Consider the following 21,622-nt stretch of genomic DNA (forward strand, 5'->3'; position numbering starts at 1 on the left):
CCTGTTCTCGGCATCTAAGCCGAAGTCAGGCAGAAATTCCACTTATCTCCGCTGTCCAGATTTCCCGAACCACCTCTGTTCATTGCAACGCACGCGCCTTGCGCTCGCTCAACTTAAAAAGTCCCAAAGAAATTATCGGCCTCAACGAGTTTGATTTTTTTCCCAGCCAGATAGCGCAGGCCATCCGCAACGATGACCTTTTTGTTATGTGCAACAGAAAAAGAATTTCAAATCGTATTGAGCTGATCCTGGACGAAAGCAGCCGGCTTGTTTGGGTGTCAACGAGCAAATTACCACTATATGGCCAAGATGATACCGTTATCGGCTTAATGGGCATCACCCGGCTCATGTCTGCTTCTGATGACCTGCCGGATCAATATAAACAATTTCAGGCAGCAATTAATCATATACGGGAAAATCTGGGCAGCGAGATAAAAATTCCAATGCTTGCAGATTTGTGCCATCTGTCCAGTAGCCAGTTTAGGCGCCGTTTTAAAGTTGTTTTCCGGCTGGCACCCGCTGAATTTATCTTACGCACCCGACTTCAAGCAGCAGCCATCCGCCTATCGTCTACCAATGATCCCATCATTCATATTGCCATGGATTGCGGATTTTCGAGCCAAAGTTATTTCACAGTTCGGTTTCGTGAGTTTTTCGGGTTTTCACCTAAAAAATACCGCTTAAACTGGACCAGCACATAATCTCCATGCGATGCGTATATATTACAAATTCGCCCAGGCTATTTAGCATTTAAATATCTCATAAAACTTAGTCTGACCAAACAAGTTGAAATGCCCCCGCTCCACTCTGTGCAGAGATTAAACGCGCAGAGCCAATCCGGGCATAGAATCTACGATCAAGCGAGACGAATTTCACGTTCACACAACGAGAAATCAGATCGTCACGCGAAGAGTTTCTTTTACAAACAGACCAACTTAATCAGGAGATCAAAATCGCCAGATGCGCGTTTCTTTATAAAGTTTGACCTTGGCGAGAAGGACGAAACACTCGCATTGGTACTAAGCTATTCATAATAAAGCTGGAACATCAGTTGCACCGCTGCAGAGCGAGACCTTGCTTTCAGGCGAAGGATAACTGTGGCGCATAATTGCTGTTTTTTTACATCAGCATGAGAGACATAGGTTGTAGGGAGGACTGCACGTAGATGTCACACATCAATCAAGGGCCCGCGCTTGAGCTAAGGAATATATCCAAATCCTTTGGCCCCACGCATGCCCTTAAGAGAGTTGACTTTACACTTATGGCAGGAGAAATCCATGCTATATGCGGTGAAAATGGGGCTGGTAAGTCTACGCTTATCAAAATCATGTCCGGCATTTTAACACAGGACGAAGGTGAAATGGTTGTTGGCGGACAAGTTGTCAACAATAATAGTCCGCACTTGTCGCTGCGAAACGGCATAGCTACAATCTATCAGGAAAACTCTCTCTTTCAGCATCTTTCCGTAGCTGAGAATATATTTATTGGTGACGAACCGCGCAATTCATTGGGCTTTATTGACAAGCAGCAAGTCAAAGAACAAGCGCAGGCTATTTTCAAACGATTGGGCGTGGATATTGATGTAACACAACCGATTTCATCACTGGGCGGCGCTCCGCAAAAAATCGTAGAAATAGCCAGATCGTTTCGCCGCAATGCCCGTATTTTAATTATGGACGAGCCTACGGCATCCTTTGGGCATCAAGAAACCCGCCTGCTCTTTGATGTGATACGCGAAATCTCTGCGGCGGGAACTGGCATAATCTTCATTTCGCATCATCTGGAAGAAGTCTTTGAAATCGCGGATCGCGTAACCGTTTTGCGAGACGGTACAATGATTTCAAGTCGTTTAGCAGATCAAACCAATGAAGAAATGCTGATCCGTGAAATGGTCGGGCGCGAAGTTAGCCTGTTTGAAACACGCCAATCACATGCATCCGAAGACATTGCATTAGAAACCCGCAATTTGAGCGGCGCTGGTTTCAACAATGTCTCTATCCGCGTCACCAAAGGCGAAGTCGTGGGCATTGCAGGACTGGTTGGCGCGGGAAGAACAGAATTACTGGAAGCCATTTTCGGCAAAAGGCGGCCTTATTCCGGCAAAACAATCATCAACAATCAGGTGCTGAATGCCAAAAGCCCACTAGCAGCAATGAATGCGGGCCTGTGTCTGGTGACAGAAGACCGTAAGATTAATGGCCTGTTCTTGAGCCAGTCTGTATCGCAGAATATGGCAATCCCCTTCTTCGCAAAATTCACCGCTTTATTGATCGATTGGCAAAAACTGCGCGCAGTTGTCGCCGACATGATCAAACGATTTTCCATAAAAGTTTCTAGCCAAGAGACGATCGTCTCAACCCTTAGTGGCGGCAACCAACAAAAGGTCATTCTCGGAAAATGGATGCTGACCAAGCCTGAAATCTTTTTATTCGATGAGCCAACCCGTGGCATCGACGTAGGGGCTAAAGCCGAAATTTATACTGAGATCAAAAAACTGGTGGCAGAAGGTAAGTCAGTCTTGATGGTCTCATCTGAGCTTCCTGAGATCGTAGGGCTTTCGGACCGTGTTTATGTCATGAAAACCGGAAACATCGTTGGTGAACTTCACGGCAGTGGAATTGAGCAGCATAAAATCCTGGAGCTTGCACTATGAGTCACATAGACAATGCGAAAACAATAAAATCAGCGCTTGAACTCAGTGACGGTCAACCAAGCCTAGATCAAGCTCATCCGCCTAAGCGCAAAAGTAAATGGCTTATAGGCAATATACCCCTGCTCATAGCGCTGCTAGTTTATATATCGGTTATTGCGATCATTGAGCCGGCATTTCTTTCGCCATTTAACATCCGTAACGTGCTGCTACAGGTATCCGTTGCTGGTATCGTAACACTTGGAATGACGATGGTTATCATTTCCGGCCAGATTGACTTATCTGTCGGATATCTGATCGCTTTCGTTGCCTGTGTTATGGCAGCGCTTCTGCAAATGGGTTGGTCTGCTCCTGTCGTAGCCATTGTCGGCTTGCTGATGAGTGTATTTTTCCAATCCTTAGTCGGATTTGTGATCTCACGCATCAAGGTTGAATCTTTCATCATCACACTTGGCGCCATGTCGATTTATCGTGGCTTTGCACTGCTGATGACGAGCGGGGCCGAAATACCTCTGGGCGGAAACTTTCAAACATTGGGACGCTCGCGAATTTTTGAAATTCCTTTACCCGTCTACATCTTTCTCGGATTGTGCATTTTATGCTGGTTCATCCTTACTCACACTGTATTTGGCCGCCGTCTTTATGCAGTTGGCGAAAACAATGATGCGGCCTATCTGGCTGGTATCAATGTGCAAAATTTCAAAGTCCGTGTGTTTGCTCTTCATGGCCTGTTGGTAGGAATTGCCGCGCTCATTCTCATGTCACGCATTGGTGTGGGAGCGCCAAACATGGCCGCAGGCCTTGAATTAGAAACAATTGCCGCTTCGGTAGTTGGCGGTGCAGCTCTTGCTGGTGGCCGCGGCTCGATCATCGGCAGCTTTTTAGGTGTCATTTTTCTCGGCATCATCTCAAACTCGATGAATATCATCGGTGTCTCCACCTTCTGGCAATATGTGATGCTTGGCGGCGTAGTAATCTTCGCCGTAGTGCTCAGCAGCGTCAGCCGTAACAACCGTTAAAACTCAACAATAACTAAAAGGGAGGAACTTATGTCAAACTTACGGAATCTCATCAAATTAACGACAATCCTTGGAGCCTGCTTTACACTTTCCAACACGGCTGCACTTGCTGAAGATATTGGTTTTGTTCTTGCCGGACCAGATATCTTCTACGCAACCGAAGCGGAAACATTCACGAATCTTGCAAAAAAAGCTGGACACAATGTCACCGTCGCCAATTCTGAATATAGCCCATCGAAAGAATTGGCTAATGTCGAAGACTTCATTGCACGTAAAGTAGATGCAATCGTCCTATTGACCGCCAATGCAGAAGCCGGGACACAAGCAGCCGAACGCGCCAAAGAAGCAGGTATCCCTATCTTCTTCGTTTCTGCCTTGCCCAGTCCAGCTGGTTATAATATTCCCACAGGGATCGTTAGTGGTGACTGGATCGGCATGGGTAAAACAATCGGTGCGCATATCGGCACCGCGCATCCTGGAAAAGGTGTCATTCTTCTCGAAGGTGTTTATGGACAAGGCACTACAGAGCTAATCCATGAAGGTTTCTTGCAAGGTGTCGACAGCGTAAAAGGCAACAATACTATTGTAGCCAATGCATCTGGTGGCTGGAACCGTCAGGAAGGCTTAAAAGTCATGCAAGACTTTTTAGGTTCCAAAAAAGAATTCTCAGTCGTCTATGCCATGAATGAAGAAATGATGGCCGGTGCTATTCAGGCGCTAGAAGAAGCTGGACGTCTGGGTGATTACACGCTGTATTCGTCCAATGGCAAAGAAATTGCCTGGGACTGGATGAAAGCCGGAACTTTGGCTGGGACAGTAGCCAACACACCGACAGTTGAGGCTGATCTGATTTTCCAAATGGTTCAGGCGCATTTTGATGGGAAAGAATATCCGCGTCACGTTTATAATATTCAGCCAATGTTGACCGCTGATACCCTAGGCAATGCCATTCCTTGGAACATCGAAAACTACCTTAAAAAGAAAGAAGACGGTAGCTTAGACATCGATCTTTACAAGCAGCCTTTGGTAGAAGGCATGGTAGACTGGACACCAATCAAGGATAAATAACCAATAATCTATTCCACCGCCCTTTTTTCATTATTGGCAACAAGGGGCGGTGGATCATGAATAAGTTTCAGTATTCTTCGAAAGAACGACGCCGCATCTGGCAGCTATTAAGAGTGCTAAACCAGTAACTATACCCAATCGTCAACTTGATCTTTCATCAGATGCAAGCCGTAGTAAAACTTTGGGTTTATCTTTGCACCACATTGATATGGCTCCGCGCACCACGGGCAATCGTTTCCGGCTTCTGATATGATACGGTCATAGTGGCCCCGCTCATGACGGGGACCGCAAAAGACGGACCCCGGATCGGGGTCGATTAAAAGAACCTGATTTTAGACCGTTTCAACAGATGTTTACGCGCGTACGGGCAACGGCGGCAGATGGCGAGAAATCGAAGGGGTTATGGTCAGCGCCGCTGGGGGCGCTGAGATTGACCGTGACAGATCAATAAGATTGTTCATGTATCATCCTTCATTGCCCCTCAGCGGTCTGCTGGATCAAAAAGTTCAGTGCGTTCAGTTTCAGGCCTGGGCGGCGGTCTCATTGTAGATTGCTTCGGCATCGGCACCCGCCGGCAGACGCATCGGCGCGCTCGGGTCTGTCACGGCCCGCCACACGGCCTGTGCCACATCGCCGACCTCTGTTTTTTCGGACGAGGCACGCATCGTGGCAAAATAGTCTTGCACGAAAGCCTCGTAGGGCGCCGGGACGTTCATGCCCATGCGTGCCACGGCGTTCTTTCCAAAGGCGGTCGTCGGGGCTGACCCTGGCAGGACCAGACGGGTTCGGATGCCGAACTGCCCCGCCTCAAGACCGAGGCTTTCCGTGAACGTATTGATGGCGGCCTTGCTGGCGCTGTAGACCGACAGCGCCGGAAACGGGCGCAGCGTGACGCTGGAACTGATGTTCACGATGACACCGGTTTTTCGCGCGCGCATGCCCGGCAGAACAGCCTGAGTCACAGCCATAGTGCCAATGACATTGGTCTCGAAAAGTTCACGAGCCTTGGCGATGTCTACGCCCTCCAGCACGTTCAGCATACCGACCCCTGCATTGTTGACCAGCGCATCGACAACACCGGCGTCTGCAACGGCTTGCGCAATGCTGACTGCATCCGTGACGTCGAGCGCCAGAATTTGCAAGCGATCGTGTTCCGGCATCGTCTGTGCCTGCGGGGTGCGCATGGTCGCGACAACATCCCATCCTTGAGCGAGGAACAGCTCCGCAGTTGCAAGGCCGAAGCCCGTTGAAGCACCGGTGATAAGAACTTTTGGCATGAGTATATCTCCTGTCGTTGGTACAATCAGAGATAGACAAAACATCCGGACTTAATATATCTAAAAGTCCGTAATAATTCAGTGAAAGTCCGAAATTTGGCCATTCTGCCAACTGACCCGCTCGCCAGCGTCGTCGCGCTGCTCAAGCCAGAGCCGTCTATCGCCAAGCTTGTCAGTGGCGGCGGTCACTGGAGCGTCACGCGTACGAACATGGCAAATCCATTCTACTGCGCAATAGTCGAAGGGACGTGTCTGCTGACTATTCAAAACCGTCCGCCGCTCGTACTTGAAGCGGGAGACTTCGTGCTGGTGCCGGAAGTTTTCGATTTCACCATGTCGAGCATCAACCCTCCACAAAGCGGCGCCCCACATCTGCCGCTGGAGACTGGTCCAGGCATTTTCCGCTTGGGCGAGCAGGACGCGCCGAGCGAGGTGCAGTGCCTGGTGGGTCACTGCAACTTCGCCTCACCGGACCGGGAACTGCTTGTTTCGCTGCTGCCGGCGGTCATCCATGTGCGCGCACAACGCCGCCTGATCGCGCTTGGTCAGATGATTCAGGAAGAAACGCAAAGCAATCGCGCAGCCCGTGACATGGTGCTCGGGCGGCTTCTGGAATTGCTTTTGGTTGAGGCCCTGCGCTCCGTCGAGAGCACGATGGCAGAACCAGGTTTGCTCCGCGGCCTTGCTGATCGAAGACTTGCCCTGGCACTGCGGAAAATCCACGCTGACCCCGGTGCCAGTCTGTCCATTCAAGGCCTGGCCGCAGCAGCGGGTATGTCCCGCTCAACCTTCTTCCACCGCTTTAACTGCGAGGTCGGATCAGCGCCTATGGAATATGTGACTGCTTGGCGGATGGCAGTGGCAAAGGACATGCTGATAGGAGGCAACATCGCATTGGCCGAACTCGCGAGCCGTGTCGGATACGGGTCCGTTAGTTCCTTCAGTATGGCGTTCTCGCGACATGTCGGAACGCCACCCGGCGCTTTCGCTGCCCGAGGTCAGCCCATGAATGCCACATCAAGCTGACCTTCCAGAAGCATGATCTGGGCGTCCCGCACCGTTGCCTTCGTAATATGTACACATGGGTCCAAAGGCGAAGTTGTAGAGTTTGATCGGCAACGTCTCGTACTTCTTGTGCTGGCTGAAAAAGGACGGCGGTTAACCGGCGATCGCAGCCCATCCGCGAAAAGAGAAGGCGGCATAGAACAATGCTGGCTCTACGAATCCGGCCTCCCGCAGAAGCTCCTCCTCCTCGTCCGGGGAGAGCAGCGGGAGGCGTTCAGCCATCGCCTTAGCGGACGCCGCGGACTTTCGCGCATCGGAACCTGTGCGGTCCGCAAAAGTGGCTGAACGTGCCAGCCAGCGCTCTGAATTGCCATCAGGCGCGGTGTGATGCGCAATCACAAGCACGCCCCCCGGTTTCAGGCGTCGACGGATTTCCCTTAGCGTGTGCAGACGCTCCATTCTGTTGAGGAAGTGCAGCGTGAGCAGGCATGTCGCACCGTCGAATGGATTATCCGGGATCTGATCCACAGTGCCTGCCAAAAGCTCGATTCGACCGGCGTAGGGCGCAGTTGTCTGTCGAGCGATATCCAACATCGGGGGTGACGGATCGACGCCGGTGAGCCGCCAGTCGGGCCGCGTCTGCGCGATTGCTTTCAGTTCCAATCCGCCACCGGCACCAACCACGAGAATATTGGCGGCACCCGGTGTGCGCTCGCCAAGCAAAATTGCCGCCATGCGGTGTAGATCGGCCAGTCCCGGCACCTTTTTCGAGGCGTCCTGAGTGTAGGACGCTACGGCATCGGGGTTCATGAACGGAGCGAGATTGGCGTTCATGGTGCTACCTCGAAGGCCAGCGAACGATGAATCGCCATGGCGGCCATAACGCCATCGGCGCAGGCAAAAGTGACATTGTGCGCTATGCGCGTAATGTCGCCTGCCGCGAACACGTTCGGCACGCTGGTCATCTGCATCTCATCGACCTTGACCATCGGGCCAAGTGGCCCGGCCTCAATTGCGCACCCAATCTGCTCGGCTATGGCGCTGTTGAGATGATGGTGTGGGCCAATGAACAGAGCATCGATCCTGTGCGACCGGCCATCGGCAAGATGGATTTCCGACAAGTTGCGGCCCTCGCCGACAAGACGCTCGACGGCAACAGGCTCGATGCGGATTCCCCGTTGCGTAAACACTTGGCTCTCCGCCGCTTCGAGATTGCCACCATCGAGATAAAACGTTGTCGGCCCCCACTCGGAGATGAGCATGGCCTGATGATGCGACATGGGCGAGACGTTCAACACTCCGAGCTGCTGGCCGCTGAACTCGTAGCCGTGACAGTAGGGGCAATGGATGACCGACGTGCCCCACCGTTCTGCCAGTCCCGGCGTCTTCGGCATGATGTCGGAAATGCCGAAGGACAAAAGCAGGCGCTTGCCAGTGATGACAGCGCCGCTCCACAGCGCCACCGAGAACGTGCCGTCTTCCTCGAACGCATCGACTGCGGCATCCCTGATGAAACTGACAGTCGCATAGGCGGCAACCTGCTGACGCATGGTGTCGAGCATCGCCTTCGGATTGCTGCCATCCTGGGCAAAGAAGCCGTGGGACTCTGCGGCGAACCGATTTCGCGGTTCGCCCGTATCCAGGACGCAAACCGTTTTGCGGGCGCGTGCCAGATACATTGCGGCGGAAAGCCCGGCAAAGCTGCCGCCAATGATGATCGTATCGTAGTGCATTGGAAAAACCTCGCTAAATCAGGCTTCGGTCGGGACCGCATTGCTCGGGGCAGGTCGTGCCGGACCACGCAACGCGACGAACAGGAACAGAAACGCCATTACGGCAACACCGGCCCACATCGCCTGCTGCCATCCCTGCACGAACGCTTCCTGCGCTATCCTGTAGAGTGCGTCGGCATAGGGAAGCCCTTGGTCGACAAAAACCATCGCGTTAGCGATATTCTGGCTGGCTGCCGCCGCAGCGTCCTCGGGAAAACCTGACAGAAGCGGCGTGATCGCGCTGCTATAGCTCGCGGCGAAAACGGCACCGAGCAGAGCTACGCCAAGCGAGGTTCCAAGCTCGCACGTCACGTCATTGAGGGCTGATGCGACACCCTGTTGTGCGCGGGGCAAGGAAGACGTGATCGCTTCTTTCGAGGGCGCCATGGCTAGCCCCATGCCGATGCCGATCGCCACCATGCCCGGCAATACCGAAACATAGCCGCCATCGACCGAAACCAGCAGTGCCATGAGCGCGAGTCCTGCGCCACCTAGAAGCACGCCGCAGGCAATCGTTGCCTTGGGGCCGATGTTTGCGGACAATCGCGGCGCGAGGCCCAACGCGATGTTGGCAACGCCGAAGATACCAAGTCCGATCAGCAACACCAGCTTCCTGCCCCAACGATCGCCAACGGCACCGAGCGGCAGAAGCAGCGCGGCGAGACTGATCGCGTAGATGTTGATCATCCAGAGCACTTGGCTCTGAGACGCTCCCAGATCGAGCGCGAGGTGCGATTGCGCGACATTGAGCCCCGCCACTGCGGCAATCACAGCCATCAGCGCGATGCAAACAGTAACGAAAATGCTTCGCCGACGTTTCGGATCGTGAATGGTCGGGTCGCTGGTCTGGAGTACAGGAGGTTCGATCTGAGATGAGTTGTCTATGCTGGACATGGAAGCACCATATAATGTATCAGTTGGTGCTACATAACAGCTTAAGCCTCACGTATCAACATCTGATACGTAAGAATCATCATCTTGGGTGAGCATGGTGCGTGAGAACATTGGAGCGGTCGAAAAATGAACAAGGACACCCGGCTTTCGGACGTGTTGCATGTGCTGTTGCACATGGGGCAGTTCGATGAACCTCTGACCTCCGAGGTGCTGGCCAAGAGTATGGGCACCAATCCGGCGGTGTTTCGCAGGACGATGGCGAGTATGCGTGAGGCCGGTTACGTCAAATCGGGGAAAGGACATGGCGGCGGTTGGCAACTCGCTCGACCTCTCGACAAGATCACCCTGCTCGCCGTTTACGAGGCCCTAGGACGACCAACGCTATTCGCTATCGGGAACCGCAATGAGCACCCTGATTGCCAGGTGCAAAAGAACGTCAACGCAGCTCTATCTGATACGATGGCGCAGGCAGAGGCGTTGTTCATAGAACGCTTCGGGCAGGTAACACTTGATCAACTCGCGCCTGAGCGACTGGCGTCATACTCCAAGGACTCAAGCTCGGGCGCAATAGGAGAATAAGTCGTTTCCGAGGGGTCCATCGGCAATCACTCAGTCTCGAAACCACCTCTCAGCACCCGTTCGAACGGCGCCATGTAGCACTAGCCAGTGCTACATATCGAACAAGATTGCGCCCCCCTGTTTCAACCTTTTGAGCGGAAAGGAGTTCCTCGCCCCCCTATGGCGGCAAAATACCGGGCCGGGCGCTAGCGCAAATCCGTTTCACAACACTTTTGACAAGATTTAGAAGTGAGTGTTCACTATCAAATGACACAAGCATTGAAGCGACACAGAGTGAAGGCTGAGGAGCGCCGGGACAATTCTTTGCAGCTGCCCTCACCGAGTTCAGCCAGAAGGGTCTGCATGGCGGCTCGACCGTGAACATTGCGCAAGTCGTTGGCATCTCACACCCGAACGTATTCAGACTGTATCCGACTAAAATTGAGCTGTTCACAGCTGTTCTCGAACAGGCTTTCGCCACAGTGGCCAAAACCATGTTGGCAACGGGCGAAACGACGAAGAACGAGCCTTTGCAAGCTATGGCGAATGCCTGGGGCATTCTCAAGGATGATCGAGAGCTGATGCTGATCTTGCTGCAAGGCTATGCGGCGTCCGCAGATCCGGCCGTTCGGAAATTGATGCAAAGTTGGACGCGCGATGTCTTCGAGCGGATGGAGGCGCTGCCCTCTGTCGGCACCGACCTGGCCCACGACTTCTTTGCGGCAGGAAGCTCTACATGATGGCCGCCTCCATGAATCTGCCGGCCCAGGTCGATAAGGTCGAATGGGTCAAACGTTTCCTCGACTCCGGTCGCTGACTGGCAAGGAAATCCTTGAAAAAATAACACGGCCAGCTCAACGCCGCGAGCTGGCCGAGAAGGCAGTGGCGACGAGGCGCAACAGATAGCAACCGGCTGGTTCTGGACTTACAACAATGAGCGCCCCAACATGGGCATCGGCGGGCATTACACCCGCCCAGAAACTGAAGATGGCTGCCTGAAGTCTACTTCTGTGCCCCGTTAAATCGGGGAGGATTACCCTTTACCCCCATCTCTGGGAGTTGGAGACTCTGCTCGTGCCATGGTAAAGAACGACACAATGGGCCGGAAGCGGACGGTCAGGTTGCTGCAGCGCTCCCGCGGCAATCGGCGATAGCGGCTGCTCGCCTTGCTCCCCAGGGGAGGCAAGATGCGCAGCGACCTGAAGACGGACGGCAACGCCTCCGAGCATACACGACGAGTCGGGTCGCCCACTTCGGACCTTCCTGCGCATTTTAGAGAATGCTCGATCAACAGTCGAACGAACGCGCTCAGCGTACTGGAAACTCGCGTGCTTGCAGGACTTGAACGCCGTATCATGGCACCAGAGATCTTGGCCGACGCAATGCAAACTTTTTTAGAAGAGAACAATTGACTGAATAGAGAACACCGCGGCAATGCGAATACTTGGCAATCTAATTTAGAGACAATCAGCAAACAAATCGCAAAGATTGTCGAAGCCATTGAACACGGCATGTATCATCCGTCCATGAAGCAGAAGATGGACCTATTAGAAAGACGCAAAGCAGAGCTAACCGCCCTCCTCTCCAACCTACCCCGATGACATGCCTGACATTCTTCCAAGCGCCTCGGCGATCTATGCGAAGAAGGTTTCTGCCCTGACGAAGGCGCTTAATTGCAAGGAAAAGCGGCAGGAAGCGGCCGACAATCTGCGTAGACTGATCGAGAAGATTTCACTCACACCGGGGCTGGAACGTGGGGAAATTTACGCAACACTGCACGGAGAATTGAGCACGATCCTCGATTGGACCGAGCGGCAAGCCATTGGAAAGGCGGCAAAAACAACAAAACCCGCAGCGGATGCTACGGGTTTGTCGTTATCAGTGGTTGCGGGGGTTCGCCTTGGTTTTGGCCTGCTTTTTAAGGCTCCTGACCTTACAAACGCGGCGTAGAAACTCGTAACCCACTGATTTAACTGAATTCTAACAGTGGGAACATTGAGAAAAACACTACGCTGATGTTGCGGGTCATGGGCTGGAAAGCAGACCATGACACGATCCTTTGGCAACAATCCATATGGCAAGCGAGAAGCCCCTTTCTCGCTTCGCCTTACCTTCGAAGAGCGCGAACGCCTTGAACGCAGTGCGGGCAGCATGCCGTTGGCCGCATACATCAAATCCCTGTTGTTCGCGGAAGACGCGCCGCGATACCGCCGCGCACGGCGTTCCGTCATTGCTGATGAAAAGGCCTTGGCGGAGTTGCTGGCAACGCTTGGCGCGAGCCGCGTTCCGAACAACCTGAACCAACTGGCGAAGGCTGCAAACAGCGGCAACCTGTATTTCGACCACGATACCAAGCTGGCGATTAAACGCGCCTGCGGTGACGTGGCGAATATGCGCCTGTTGCTGATGCGGGCGTTGGGCATCTCCACCCGCAACGAAAATACGGCACCAGAAAGCACGTCACAGAGCTTCGCGCGCGCGGCTGCACCGAAGAGGACATTTTAGATGATCCTCAAGGGTTCGCAACGTGCGGGCGCACGGCAGCTTGCCGCGCACCTTCTGAATGATCGGGACAACGATCATGTGACGGTGTTCGAGTTACGCGGTTTTGTTGCCCATGACCTGATGTCCGCATTGGAAGAGTGCCATGCGGTTTCCACGGCGACGCGATGCAAGCAATTTCTGTTCTCGCTTAGCCTAAATCCCCCGCAGGGGATTGTCGCCAGTGAAGAGGAATTACGGCGCGCGGCGGATCGTGCCGAAAAGGCTCTCGGCCTCGATGACCAGCCGCGCGCCATCGTCTTCCACGAAAAGAACGGCAGACGCCATGCCCATGTCGTTTGGTCGCGGATTGACCCTGAACGCCTGACGGCCATCAACCTGCCGCACTACAAGAACCGCCTCACGGCGCTGTCGCGCGAACTATATCTAGAACACGATTGGCCGTTGCCGAACGGCTTGCGGCATGACGGCGGCAAGAATCCGCTGAACCTGACATTGGCGGAATGGCAGCAGGCGAAACGTCTGGACGCCGATCCGCGCGAAATCAAACAGGTCTTTGTCGAGGCTTGGAGCCGATCGGACAGTGCCAAAGCGTTCGGGAATGCCTTGGCCGAACGCGGGTACTTTCTGGCGCGGGGCGATCGGCGCGGATTTGTCGCCATTGATGTCCACGGCGCGGTGTTTTCCGTCAGCCGATGGACGGGCGCGAAATCGAAAGATGTCCGCGAAAAGCTGGGCGATCCACAAGCCATCCCTGCCCTGCGAGACGTGCATCGTCATGTGCGCGGGCTGGTGAACGATCAGCTTCGGGGCTTCATCGCACAATTCAAACAACGTCAGAAAAACGAGATGCACCCGCTGATCGAAGAGCGGAACGCTATCAAACGCGCCCATCAGGCAGAACGCAAACTGCTTGCCGAAAAGCAGGACGAACGGTGGCAGGCGGAAAACGCCGCCCGTTCGGAACGGCTTGCCAAGGGATTGAGCGGATTCTGGCAGCGCGTGTCCGGCAAAGCCAAGGCCATCCGCGAACAGAACGAACGCGAGGCCATAGAAGCCATGCGCCGCGACCGCGCGCAGCGTGACCGTCTGGTGTTTGCCCAGATGGAAGAGCGCAAAACTCTGCAAAGCAAATTCGACATCTTGCGCGAACGGCAGATGCGTGACCGCCGCCTGATGGCGCGCGAGGTCGTCCAGTCAATGCGCCAAGCATCCCAGCTTCAAGAGAAGGAAATCCGCCGAACGCAAGAGCGGCGGCATGACCCTTCGCTTGTCCCCCGCCGCAATCGCGGTCCCTCCCATGATCTCTAGCCAGAAAGGAAGATCAATGAAGCTCGATCAGAAAACCATCCGGCTCGCCGTTGCGATAGCCGCGTCTATCTTGGTCATTTTCCTGTCGATCGCCATGAAGTCATCATTGCCGCCTCCGCGCGATATGTTCGGCTACAGAGTGCCGGACACTACACATTGGCGGATGCTGGCAATCATCGCATCCGGTGCCGCCGGGTTCGGGCTTGGGTGGTTTATCTCCCCCCAAGGACGCCCCTTCCGGTTATTCGTCTTCGCCCTTCTGGCGATCGGGCTTTTCCTTGTCGTCTATCTCGATAACGGGGCGGTCGGATGGGGACTGACGCCCATTGCCAGTGTTGCCGCTTTTGCGATCGGGCTGGGGTATTGGCTGCGCTCCGTCGTCACCCGCCTGACCGAAATGCCGACCACGTTCGGATCAGCGCAATGGGCGGACAACGATCATCTTATCAACAACGATGTTATCGGAACGGACGGGATTCGTCTTGGTCATCGTCATGAAGACGGTGCCAAGCTGCCGCTTCGTTACAAGGGCGATCGTCATATCCTGACCTGCGCCCCGAACCGATCGGGCAAGGGTACGACCGCCATTGTTCCGAACCTGCTGACCTATCCGGGTTCGGTCATCGTCATCGACCCCAAAGGCGAAAACGCCATGATGACCGCCGCGCGGCGGCAAGACATGGGGCAAGATGTCCATGTCGTTGATCCGTGGGGCATCACGGTGAGCGCAGGCCTTTCCGTTTCCCGGTTCAACCCGCTCGATCTGCTGATGCCGGGGGATATTGATCTGGCCGAAAACGCGATGTTGCTGGCCGATGCCATCATCATCCCGTCTGAGAACGGCAATAGCTTCTGGGATGAAGAAGCCAAAGGCAAGATTCAGGGTATCATCGGCCATGTGGCAACACATGAGGATGAGGCCGGAAACCGTCACCTTGGTCGTGTCCGCGATCTGCTTCTGCTTGATGGCGAAGATATGCAGGCATTGCATGAGCTGATGCTGCAATCGCCCTACCACTTCATCAAGAGCGCGGGCGCAAGAGCTTTGCAGCAGGATGACAAGCTGCGCGCCAACATAACAGCCACGGTGCAATCGCAGACGCATTTCCTTGATAGCCCGCGCATCCGCGAAAGCCTATCCGCATCGGATTTCCGGTTTGAAGACCTGAAAACCAACCCGATGACGGTTTACCTCGTCCTGCCTTCCGATCGGCTGAACACGTTTGGCCGATGGCTTCGGCTGTTGATCCAGCAGGCGATCACGGTCAATGCCCGAAACATCGAAGCGCAACCGGAGCATCCTGTCCTGTTCATTCTCGATGAGCTTCCTGCCCTTGGCCGTCTGTCAATGATCGAACAGGCGTTCGGGCTGATGGCGGGTTACGGCATCCAGCTTTGGGGCGTGGTGCAGGACCTGTCCCAGCTCAAGCGCATTTACGGCGACGGCTGGGAAACCTTCATCAGCAATGCGGGCCTCGTCCAGTATTTCGGTTCCCGTGACCGGATGACAGCAGACTATTTTTCTGCCCTGTGCGGTCAAACAACCGTCTGGAATGTCAGCTCGGCAATCTCGCGGGCGATCGGATCGACCAGCGGCAAAAGTGCCAGCCATTCGGAAACCACGACCTATTCCGACACCACGGCAGCGACCATGCGCAAGCTGGCGTATCCCGACGAACTGATGCGCCTGCCACGGGGCAAACAGTTGTTGTTCATCGACAACCTGAATCCGATCCAGAGCTATCGGACACCGTGGTTCAAGGATGAGAACCTGCGCGACCTTGGCCGAAACCTCCGCGCCTGATCCACGGGGAAGCGGTACGCCGCTTCCCTCCTCTTCACTATGTCACGCAACACCAGCCAGAAGGAGAGTGCCATGTTGCACATGCCTGACAGGGATTATCCGAAGTTCAAAATCAACCTCCGCTTGACGTTTGACGAGTTGTGCAAAGCGACGGCGGTTGGCGGGTATTTCATCCCGACGAACTATTATCGCGACCATTTCCGCCACATGCAGCGATGCGACTACGCAGCCACATTGACCAAGGACTATGCCCGTATCGGCTTGCGCCAAGGGCTGCATCAGGCCTTTGACTTGGAGTTTCCGCAGCTATTTCCCGACGACTTTGCCGATGGGACGCATAGCAACGTGCTTCATCTGCCTGTCCGCGACTGGAAGGAGTGGTGAACATGGCAGAGCATCCGAAGAAGCCATTCGCCCTTGCAGCCGATCCCAAGCAAAAACTGGAGAACATCCGCGATAAAGACAACACTTCTCTCTGCCCGAACCCGCCAAGGCCGGTAAAGCAGTCGCACCCTAAACTGTCCCCATTCGGCATGTTGGGGATAAAACGAAACCTGCCCTCACCTGCCGAACAAAAACAGGGCAAGGAACCGTTTAAGCAAGACGATTTGGCGAAAACCTTTACACCGCTTGTACGCACGGAAGCAGGCAAAAACCGGGATATCGACCGATAAACCGGACCTATGGGAATATGCTCCGATAAGCGGATACGTTTGATGGTGGCTGAACACCAAGTTGCAATGCAACGGGTTGAACAATGTCAGCCACCACAGGCGCTTGGTGTGACGGCGGCACGGTCACTTGTGGGTAATAAGGGTATCTGCGGGATTTCGCAGATTTCCGTACCGCCGCCACATCAAAGGCCCGTCAATTGTTACATGCGCAAGCTCTTCTGTGCATGCCGGATGGGTTGCCCGCAGTTGTCGTTGCGTATGTAAATCTAAGCGTCATGTTGAAAATAGTGCTCAAGTGTGTACATCCGTAATCATTCGTCCCATAGCTAGAACTTTGATTTGCTGCGTTCGTGATCCCCCACAATGCCTGCCCAACAGCTTGGCAGTTACTAAGGGTGCCGCCCGAACCTGCATAGTCACGCGTTCCTGCCATATTAACCCCTCCGCGCGATGCACATACAGACGTGCAAGATTCATTTACAGCACTTGAATACCAACAATAACCGCCAACCAGTGTGCCTGAACAAACTGGGGGACACGCCGCCATGGTCACGCCCGCAGGGCGATTATTGCGAAAGGTCGTCCATTCGGTCGCTGTTCTCGTCGGGACCATTATGGGCCGTCCTGAACCGTGACTGTTGGTGATGCGTTGGCACACACCATGCTCGTTGATCTGGACCGTTGCGCCGCTGTTCACCGAATACATATCAGCGGCCCAAGCGGTGATTGGCAAAAAAACAAAAACGATTAGGGCAAGATAGACATTCCTCACCGCGCCTCCTTGGTCAGTGCGCGGATTTCCTCACGCAGATTATCGTTTTCGGCCTTCATCTGGTGTCGGATGGCGTCGTTATCGGCCTTGAGCTGCTTCACGGCTTCGAGCAGAACAGGGACCAGAGCCGGATAATCGACGCTCAACATCCCGTCCTCGCCCGTTTGCACGGCTTCGGGGAAAACAGCCTGAACTTCTTGCGCGATCACGCCGATATGGGGCGTTTCGTCCTCGTCGGCCCTGTAGTGATAGCGATAGGTGCCGATGCCATCGAGATCATCCAAGGACAGGTTCAACGGCCTGACATCAGCTTTCAGCCGCTCATCAGAGCCATAGAGGAACGCCGCCGCCTGCATATTTCCGCCCGTCACGACGGATTTGTTGCTGTAGGCACGAATCCATGTCGTGTCCTGCATATACCATCCGCCGCCATGGGTTTGGCTGTACCAACCCGTGTTCCCGTATGTGCGCACCCATCCGCCGCTGGCATCACGTATTGTCCCCACATCCGCAACAATCGCGCGGTTGGACATGTTTAAATTTGCCGTGGCCGTATGGTTACCAAGGTTATCCGCCCCGCCGCCCGAGTTATCACCCGCACATTGCCATGCGCCGCTTTGATATTTCAAAATTTGGCCGTTGGCACAAACCCGCCCGCCCAAACTATCAACATACGCCTTATTCGCCGCATCCGATGATGCCGTCGGCGTAGCAACCCGAATGATTCGGTTGTTGGTCACGTCGATCAGTCCATTGACCTGCAATTTTTCTGTTGGGTTGCCCGTACCAATGCCAATACCCACATTGCCACCACCGTTAGCCAGAACGACGTTATTGGGAACTTCATAGTTGAGGTAAAGTGGCTGTCCCGATGCCACGGTGGTGCTGATCTCGTTCCCGTCGATTAACATGACCTGCGATCCACTCTGAATGCGCAGGGCCGCATCTGTTCCCGTGTTTTCCGCCCCTATAATATGAAGCCGCGACTCCGGGGTCGTCGTCCCGATTCCGACATTGCCATTAGACTTGATAATCATCCTCGTTGTGATTGCACTAGCAGGCTCAGCAGGGCTCGTAGAGAATATCAGGTTGGTTGGCTGCTCTTCTGCACCGTTCCAATCGCCGTCAGCCTGTGACCTGATATGAGCACGAGCATGTGGTGAATAGTTAGAGCCGTCATATCCAAACCAAGCGATTTGGCCGAGAATATCTCCTGTTCGAGTTGCGGTCGGAGAAACTGCCGTTCCGCGTGATGTTTTAAACGTAAGGCTTGGTCCTGCGGTATCGTTGGTGCCAAAGCTTTCAATGACCAAGCGGGATGACATTCCGGTCTTTCCGCTCAATCTCGCTAAGGTTCCGCCATTGCCGATACTGCCCTGTGGAATAGGCGTATCATTGTCAGATATATGAAGCATTGCAATAGGTGATGTAGTCCCGATCCCGACGTTTCCGTTGTTTAATACGGTTAGGGCTTTAGCACCGTTATTACGCTCCAGACCAAAAATCCCTTTGTCGGCATTGGCGGCATGAGCACGAATAACAACCGTGCTGTCCTGATAACTTAATTCAGGGTCTATTCGCATGATTGGATTTACACCAGAAATCCTATGGAATGCATGCCCTCTTGCTCTGTACTCCATTGCCATAGCGGGTTGACCGTTGGTGTTCGTGTAATTCGAAACTGCAATCCCGACTGCTGTTCCTGTATTGCAGTTTCCTTGTTGTAACTTGCATCCCAATACAAGCTTGTAATCCGATAGTGAGGTGATCGGCTCGCTGTGATTGCGGAGCGCACTGCCATAATGACTTATCGCGGCAAGGGGATTGGCTGTTCCTATCCCGACATTGCCGTTGGCGGCGACGTATATACCGCGGTTGCCACCATCCCCCGACAGCCAGTTGCCATCAAGGGCGATGTTGTTGACCATCGTGACGGGCGTGTTTCCGCCCGTTTTCGATGCAATAAAATCCGTCTTAATGTAAGGGAACTCACCTTCACCCGTGGTGGTGTCGAAGGCGAAGCCAGTTCCTGCCGACACGTCGCCGATCTCAAGTTTCTTGTCGATGACAGCCGTTTCCGGCTCGTTTAATTTCAGTTCCCACAATCCGCCCGATCCTGCGACCGCGCCCGCATAGGTGAATATCTGCACCAGATCGTCACCGATGCCGTTCGGGTCTATTGCCTCGTCGTTGGTATCGGGGTCGCCGTCATAGGGCAGACAGGGGGTCTCAAAGCGTTTGTTCGGCCCTGCGGATATGATCGCCAGCACCGCGCCTGATGTGCTGTCTTCGCCGTCGATACGGTTAGGAGAACTGGCCGGATCGCCGTGATCCCATACGCAATAGGCATAAGATGTCCCCCACGGATCGGTGAGGATTGCTCCGATATCCGCAGGGAGACACCCGCCTTGGCCTCCTGCGGGTAAGGAGAGACCGCAGGAAGGATCGGAAGCCGGAACAAAGGGAACCGGCTCGATATAACCATCGCCATCCTCGTCGCCCATATTGGGACGGGTCGAGGCATTCATGACGACGACTTTGGCATTCATCAGAAGGTCGTTTTGAGCCATGTTCTGATGGGTCACTTTAGCCGCAGTAGTGATCGGCCCGCCGATCATGTTCATGGCCGAAACCCCGACGATGCCGACCATCGCGACCGTCCCCATCAACATGGCAACGATGTTTCCGTTCTTGCCGCCGAATGTCCGCGTCATCGCTCTCGATCTCTTTCAGCACGGCGATTAGCGCAAAATTCCTGCACGGCCAAAGTTCCCATCACTCCGAGAAGACATCCCCATGCAGCAGCGCCGATAATCATCATCCATATTTTATTAAATTCAGAAGTAGTAATTAATTCCAATAAATATTCGTCCATATAATTATAGTTCAAAATCCGTCGTTTATTTATATACTATATCATATTCAATATATTACTCAATATTGAAACAAACATCGCAGCGACGACTATATATTGTGTTACCCACTCCCCAAGCAGTGAAGCAACCATGCGTTCAAAAACGACCCTTTTTGAACGGTTGCTCCATGCGCATCGGCTATGCCCGTGTATCCACCGCCGAACAAAATGCCGACCTGCAACGGCGCGCACTGCAAGAAGCCGGGTGCATCCGGATTTTCGAGGATCATGGCGTTTCAGGCAACAAAGCCGACAGGGATGGACTGGCTGCGGCGCTTACTCTTGCAAGATCGGGCGATCATCTAATTGTTTGGCGGCTGGATCGATTGGGACGATCGCTTGCCCACTTGATCGGGACGATCACAGTATTGCAGGATCGTGGCGTGGGGCTTTCTTCCCTGCGCGAGCAAATCGACACGACAAGCGCAGGCGGACGGTTCTACGTCCATATTCTTGCCGCACTGGCCGAGTTCGAGCGCGAATTGATCCGCGACCGGACGAAGGCAGGATTGCAGGCCGCGAAGCTGCGCGGGGTTCGGCTGGGCAGACCGCGCAAATTATCGTCCGTCGATGTGGCTGAAGCAGCGGCGATGATCGCAGCGGGACAATCCCGCCAAAGTGTTGCCGCGACGTTCAACATCAGCGCCCTTACATTGCGGCGCGCCATGAATCGCCCTGCGCCCGCATCGGACGGCCTTGCATCCTGCAAGGCCGATCGGAACTTCAGAAAAGTGTGAGCTGCCGCGTTTCCTGATCGATACGTTGCCATGCCGTCGTGTGACTGGCCTCGTCCAGCCATGCCTGCACATAGGCCGTTGCATCGCCGTATCGCCTGATCTCGTCACCATGCAGAAAGTGTGAGCGATAGCCGGTTTCCGATATCGGAAAGGGCGCACGACTCCGACTGGTGATTTCGATGTGGTCGAAGCCGCAGCCCGTCCAGTTCGGCTTATGCAAGACTGTCAGACAAATACCCTGCCAATCGATGGCGGTGATGATGGGGGCGATCATGATCGCCCCGCCTTTGCAGAAGTGTTTTCGGCATTGTCCTGCGGATGACGAAGAACGATCCGCCCGCCCAAGGGGATGACATCAAGCTGTAGCGTCATGCCCTTTTGATCCTTGTGCTGCCATGAGGCTCCGACCTTATGCCAGACAGATTTGTCGTCCTTCTGGATGACCTGCCACGCGATGAAGTCGGGGGCTTTGGTTTCGGAAGATTGATTGTTGCTGTTGCGTGCCATGATGTTGCTCCTTTGGTTTGGGTTGGCTCGTTACGCCTTTCCGAAAGACCGCCACATAGGAGCGGGCGTCATGCACAACACGGGTGAGCGGCACGCGAACCGGCGCGGGCAGTGCATTGACGGCTGAACCGTGGTGGTCAGGAATTCAGGCGGATCGA

21 protein-coding genes and 1 pseudogene are annotated in these 21,622 nt (G+C 54.3%); 15 read left to right on the forward strand and 7 right to left on the reverse strand.

The features are described from left to right. From FHY56_RS16470 to FHY56_RS16485, 4 genes are all read left to right on the forward strand, one after another. The coding region (locus FHY56_RS16470; RefSeq protein ID WP_140906244.1) for a helix-turn-helix domain-containing protein at window positions 1-701 on the forward strand (701 nt) is incomplete at its 5' end. A gap of 464 nt (window positions 702-1,165) precedes the next feature. Continuing rightward, window positions 1,166-2,653: a sugar ABC transporter ATP-binding protein gene (locus FHY56_RS16475; RefSeq protein WP_140906245.1), complete on the forward strand. Its 1,488-nt coding sequence runs from the start codon at window positions 1,166-1,168 to the stop codon at window positions 2,651-2,653. Continuing rightward, a complete protein-coding gene (locus FHY56_RS16480; protein ID WP_140906246.1) occupies window positions 2,650-3,669 on the forward strand; it encodes an ABC transporter permease in 1,020 nt (339 codons plus the stop codon). The genes FHY56_RS16475 and FHY56_RS16480 overlap by 4 nt, the downstream gene beginning before the upstream one ends. Before the next feature lie 30 nt (window positions 3,670-3,699). Beyond that, window positions 3,700-4,737, forward strand: coding sequence for a sugar ABC transporter substrate-binding protein (locus tag FHY56_RS16485; protein WP_140906247.1), 1,038 nt, complete (start codon window positions 3,700-3,702; stop codon window positions 4,735-4,737). Between the two features lie 521 nt (window positions 4,738-5,258). Here FHY56_RS16485 and FHY56_RS16490 read toward each other — a convergent pair. Continuing rightward, window positions 5,259-6,014 carry an SDR family oxidoreductase gene (locus FHY56_RS16490; RefSeq protein WP_140906248.1) on the reverse strand — a complete coding sequence of 252 codons (756 nt, stop codon included), beginning with the start codon at window positions 6,012-6,014 and terminating at the stop codon, window positions 5,259-5,261. Window positions 6,015-6,110: 96 nt separating this feature from the next. On the opposite strand from FHY56_RS16490, the gene FHY56_RS16495 reads away from it, so the two are divergent. Continuing rightward, complete coding sequence (locus FHY56_RS16495) at window positions 6,111-7,040, forward strand: helix-turn-helix domain-containing protein (protein WP_168927623.1); 930 nt, start codon at window positions 6,111-6,113, stop codon at window positions 7,038-7,040. Window positions 7,041-7,172: 132 nt separating this feature from the next. Here FHY56_RS16495 and FHY56_RS16500 read toward each other — a convergent pair whose 3' ends face one another. From FHY56_RS16500 to FHY56_RS16510, 3 genes are read right to left on the reverse strand one after another with little or no spacing between them, the layout of a single operon-like run. After that, complete coding sequence (locus FHY56_RS16500; protein WP_140906249.1) at window positions 7,173-7,853, reverse strand: class I SAM-dependent methyltransferase; 681 nt, start codon at window positions 7,851-7,853, stop codon at window positions 7,173-7,175. Further along, complete coding sequence (locus tag FHY56_RS16505; RefSeq protein ID WP_140906250.1) at window positions 7,850-8,752, reverse strand: NAD(P)/FAD-dependent oxidoreductase; 903 nt, start codon at window positions 8,750-8,752, stop codon at window positions 7,850-7,852. Before FHY56_RS16505 ends, FHY56_RS16500 begins: the two co-directional genes overlap by 4 nt. Window positions 8,753-8,770: 18 nt before the next feature. Next, window positions 8,771-9,685 (reverse strand): MFS transporter, encoded by a 915-nt coding sequence (locus tag FHY56_RS16510; protein WP_140906251.1) that lies wholly within the window; start codon window positions 9,683-9,685, stop codon window positions 8,771-8,773. A 126-nt stretch (window positions 9,686-9,811) separates the two neighbouring features. On the opposite strand from FHY56_RS16510, the gene FHY56_RS16515 reads away from it, so the two are divergent. The 9 genes and pseudogenes from FHY56_RS16515 (at window position 9,812) to FHY56_RS16555 (ending at window position 16,534) form a co-directional block, all read left to right on the forward strand. Continuing rightward, complete coding sequence (locus tag FHY56_RS16515) at window positions 9,812-10,264, forward strand: Rrf2 family transcriptional regulator (RefSeq protein WP_140906252.1); 453 nt, start codon at window positions 9,812-9,814, stop codon at window positions 10,262-10,264. A gap of 317 nt (window positions 10,265-10,581) precedes the next feature. Continuing rightward, window positions 10,582-10,983 (forward strand): annotated as a pseudogene (locus FHY56_RS16520) (TetR/AcrR family transcriptional regulator); the annotation flags it as partial. A gap of 447 nt (window positions 10,984-11,430) precedes the next feature. Next, a complete protein-coding gene (locus FHY56_RS18040; RefSeq protein WP_210240064.1) occupies window positions 11,431-11,655 on the forward strand; it encodes a hypothetical protein in 225 nt (74 codons plus the stop codon). 190 nt (window positions 11,656-11,845) lie between these two features. Then, complete coding sequence (locus tag FHY56_RS18045) at window positions 11,846-12,193, forward strand: hypothetical protein (RefSeq protein WP_210240065.1); 348 nt, start codon at window positions 11,846-11,848, stop codon at window positions 12,191-12,193. 96 nt (window positions 12,194-12,289) lie between these two features. Beyond that, on the forward strand, window positions 12,290-12,748 hold the full coding sequence (locus tag FHY56_RS16535; RefSeq protein ID WP_193556802.1) for a MobC domain-containing protein: 459 nt from the start codon (window positions 12,290-12,292) through the stop codon (window positions 12,746-12,748). Further along, window positions 12,749-14,056 carry a relaxase/mobilization nuclease domain-containing protein gene (locus FHY56_RS16540; protein ID WP_140906254.1) on the forward strand — a complete coding sequence of 436 codons (1,308 nt, stop codon included), beginning with the start codon at window positions 12,749-12,751 and terminating at the stop codon, window positions 14,054-14,056. 16 nt (window positions 14,057-14,072) lie between these two features. Then, window positions 14,073-15,860, forward strand: a complete 1,788-nt coding sequence (locus FHY56_RS16545) for a type IV secretory system conjugative DNA transfer family protein (protein ID WP_158447781.1) — start codon at window positions 14,073-14,075, stop codon at window positions 15,858-15,860. A 72-nt stretch (window positions 15,861-15,932) separates the two neighbouring features. Continuing rightward, window positions 15,933-16,244, forward strand: coding sequence for a hypothetical protein (locus tag FHY56_RS16550; RefSeq protein WP_140906256.1), 312 nt, complete (start codon window positions 15,933-15,935; stop codon window positions 16,242-16,244). A 2-nt stretch (window positions 16,245-16,246) separates the two neighbouring features. Continuing rightward, window positions 16,247-16,534, forward strand: a complete 288-nt coding sequence (locus FHY56_RS16555) for a hypothetical protein (protein WP_140906257.1) — start codon at window positions 16,247-16,249, stop codon at window positions 16,532-16,534. A gap of 768 nt (window positions 16,535-17,302) precedes the next feature. Here the strand turns inward: FHY56_RS16555 and FHY56_RS16560 are convergent. Beyond that, window positions 17,303-20,020, reverse strand: a complete 2,718-nt coding sequence (locus tag FHY56_RS16560; RefSeq protein ID WP_140906258.1) for a tail fiber domain-containing protein — start codon at window positions 20,018-20,020, stop codon at window positions 17,303-17,305. Window positions 20,021-20,348: 328 nt separating this feature from the next. Between FHY56_RS16560 and FHY56_RS16565 the strand changes: the two genes are divergently transcribed. Next, window positions 20,349-20,957, forward strand: coding sequence for a recombinase family protein (locus FHY56_RS16565; RefSeq protein ID WP_140906259.1), 609 nt, complete (start codon window positions 20,349-20,351; stop codon window positions 20,955-20,957). Here the strand turns inward: FHY56_RS16565 and FHY56_RS16570 are convergent. Both FHY56_RS16570 and FHY56_RS16575 read right to left on the reverse strand, forming a co-directional pair. Then, window positions 20,944-21,231, reverse strand: a complete 288-nt coding sequence (locus tag FHY56_RS16570; RefSeq protein ID WP_140906260.1) for a hypothetical protein — start codon at window positions 21,229-21,231, stop codon at window positions 20,944-20,946. The genes FHY56_RS16565 and FHY56_RS16570 overlap by 14 nt on opposite strands. Further along, window positions 21,228-21,464, reverse strand: coding sequence for a hypothetical protein (locus tag FHY56_RS16575; protein WP_140906261.1), 237 nt, complete (start codon window positions 21,462-21,464; stop codon window positions 21,228-21,230). The genes FHY56_RS16570 and FHY56_RS16575 overlap by 4 nt, the downstream gene beginning before the upstream one ends. Window positions 21,465-21,622 lie beyond the last annotated feature (158 nt).

This window comes from Brucella gallinifaecis (genome assembly GCF_006476605.1).
Classification (GTDB): Bacteria; Pseudomonadota; Alphaproteobacteria; order Rhizobiales; family Rhizobiaceae; genus Brucella; species Brucella gallinifaecis.

Excerpts from the sequence above, each read along its gene's own strand:
- FHY56_RS16475 (WP_140906245.1), top strand. The coding sequence starts at position 1,166 with ATGTCACACATCAATCAAGGGCCCGCGCTTGAGCTAAGGAATATATCC.
- FHY56_RS16510 (WP_140906251.1), bottom strand. The coding sequence starts at position 9,685 with ATGTCCAGCATAGACAACTCATCTCAGATCGAACCTCCTGTACTCCAG.
- FHY56_RS16535 (WP_193556802.1), top strand. The coding sequence starts at position 12,290 with ATGACACGATCCTTTGGCAACAATCCATATGGCAAGCGAGAAGCCCCT.
- FHY56_RS16565 (WP_140906259.1), top strand. The coding sequence starts at position 20,349 with ATGCGCATCGGCTATGCCCGTGTATCCACCGCCGAACAAAATGCCGAC.
- FHY56_RS16570 (WP_140906260.1), bottom strand. The coding sequence starts at position 21,231 with ATGATCGCCCCCATCATCACCGCCATCGATTGGCAGGGTATTTGTCTG.
- FHY56_RS16545 (WP_158447781.1), top strand. The coding sequence starts at position 14,073 with ATGAAGCTCGATCAGAAAACCATCCGGCTCGCCGTTGCGATAGCCGCG.
- FHY56_RS16515 (WP_140906252.1), top strand. The coding sequence starts at position 9,812 with ATGAACAAGGACACCCGGCTTTCGGACGTGTTGCATGTGCTGTTGCAC.
- FHY56_RS16555 (WP_140906257.1), top strand. The coding sequence starts at position 16,247 with ATGGCAGAGCATCCGAAGAAGCCATTCGCCCTTGCAGCCGATCCCAAG.
- FHY56_RS18040 (WP_210240064.1), top strand. The coding sequence starts at position 11,431 with ATGCGCAGCGACCTGAAGACGGACGGCAACGCCTCCGAGCATACACGA.
- FHY56_RS16490 (WP_140906248.1), bottom strand. The coding sequence starts at position 6,014 with ATGCCAAAAGTTCTTATCACCGGTGCTTCAACGGGCTTCGGCCTTGCA.
- FHY56_RS18045 (WP_210240065.1), top strand. The coding sequence starts at position 11,846 with ATGCCTGACATTCTTCCAAGCGCCTCGGCGATCTATGCGAAGAAGGTT.
- FHY56_RS16550 (WP_140906256.1), top strand. The coding sequence starts at position 15,933 with ATGTTGCACATGCCTGACAGGGATTATCCGAAGTTCAAAATCAACCTC.
- FHY56_RS16500 (WP_140906249.1), bottom strand. The coding sequence starts at position 7,853 with ATGAACGCCAATCTCGCTCCGTTCATGAACCCCGATGCCGTAGCGTCC.
- FHY56_RS16485 (WP_140906247.1), top strand. The coding sequence starts at position 3,700 with ATGTCAAACTTACGGAATCTCATCAAATTAACGACAATCCTTGGAGCC.
- FHY56_RS16540 (WP_140906254.1), top strand. The coding sequence starts at position 12,749 with ATGATCCTCAAGGGTTCGCAACGTGCGGGCGCACGGCAGCTTGCCGCG.
- FHY56_RS16505 (WP_140906250.1), bottom strand. The coding sequence starts at position 8,752 with ATGCACTACGATACGATCATCATTGGCGGCAGCTTTGCCGGGCTTTCC.
- FHY56_RS16480 (WP_140906246.1), top strand. The coding sequence starts at position 2,650 with ATGAGTCACATAGACAATGCGAAAACAATAAAATCAGCGCTTGAACTC.
- FHY56_RS16560 (WP_140906258.1), bottom strand. The coding sequence starts at position 20,020 with ATGACGCGGACATTCGGCGGCAAGAACGGAAACATCGTTGCCATGTTG.
- FHY56_RS16575 (WP_140906261.1), bottom strand. The coding sequence starts at position 21,464 with ATGGCACGCAACAGCAACAATCAATCTTCCGAAACCAAAGCCCCCGAC.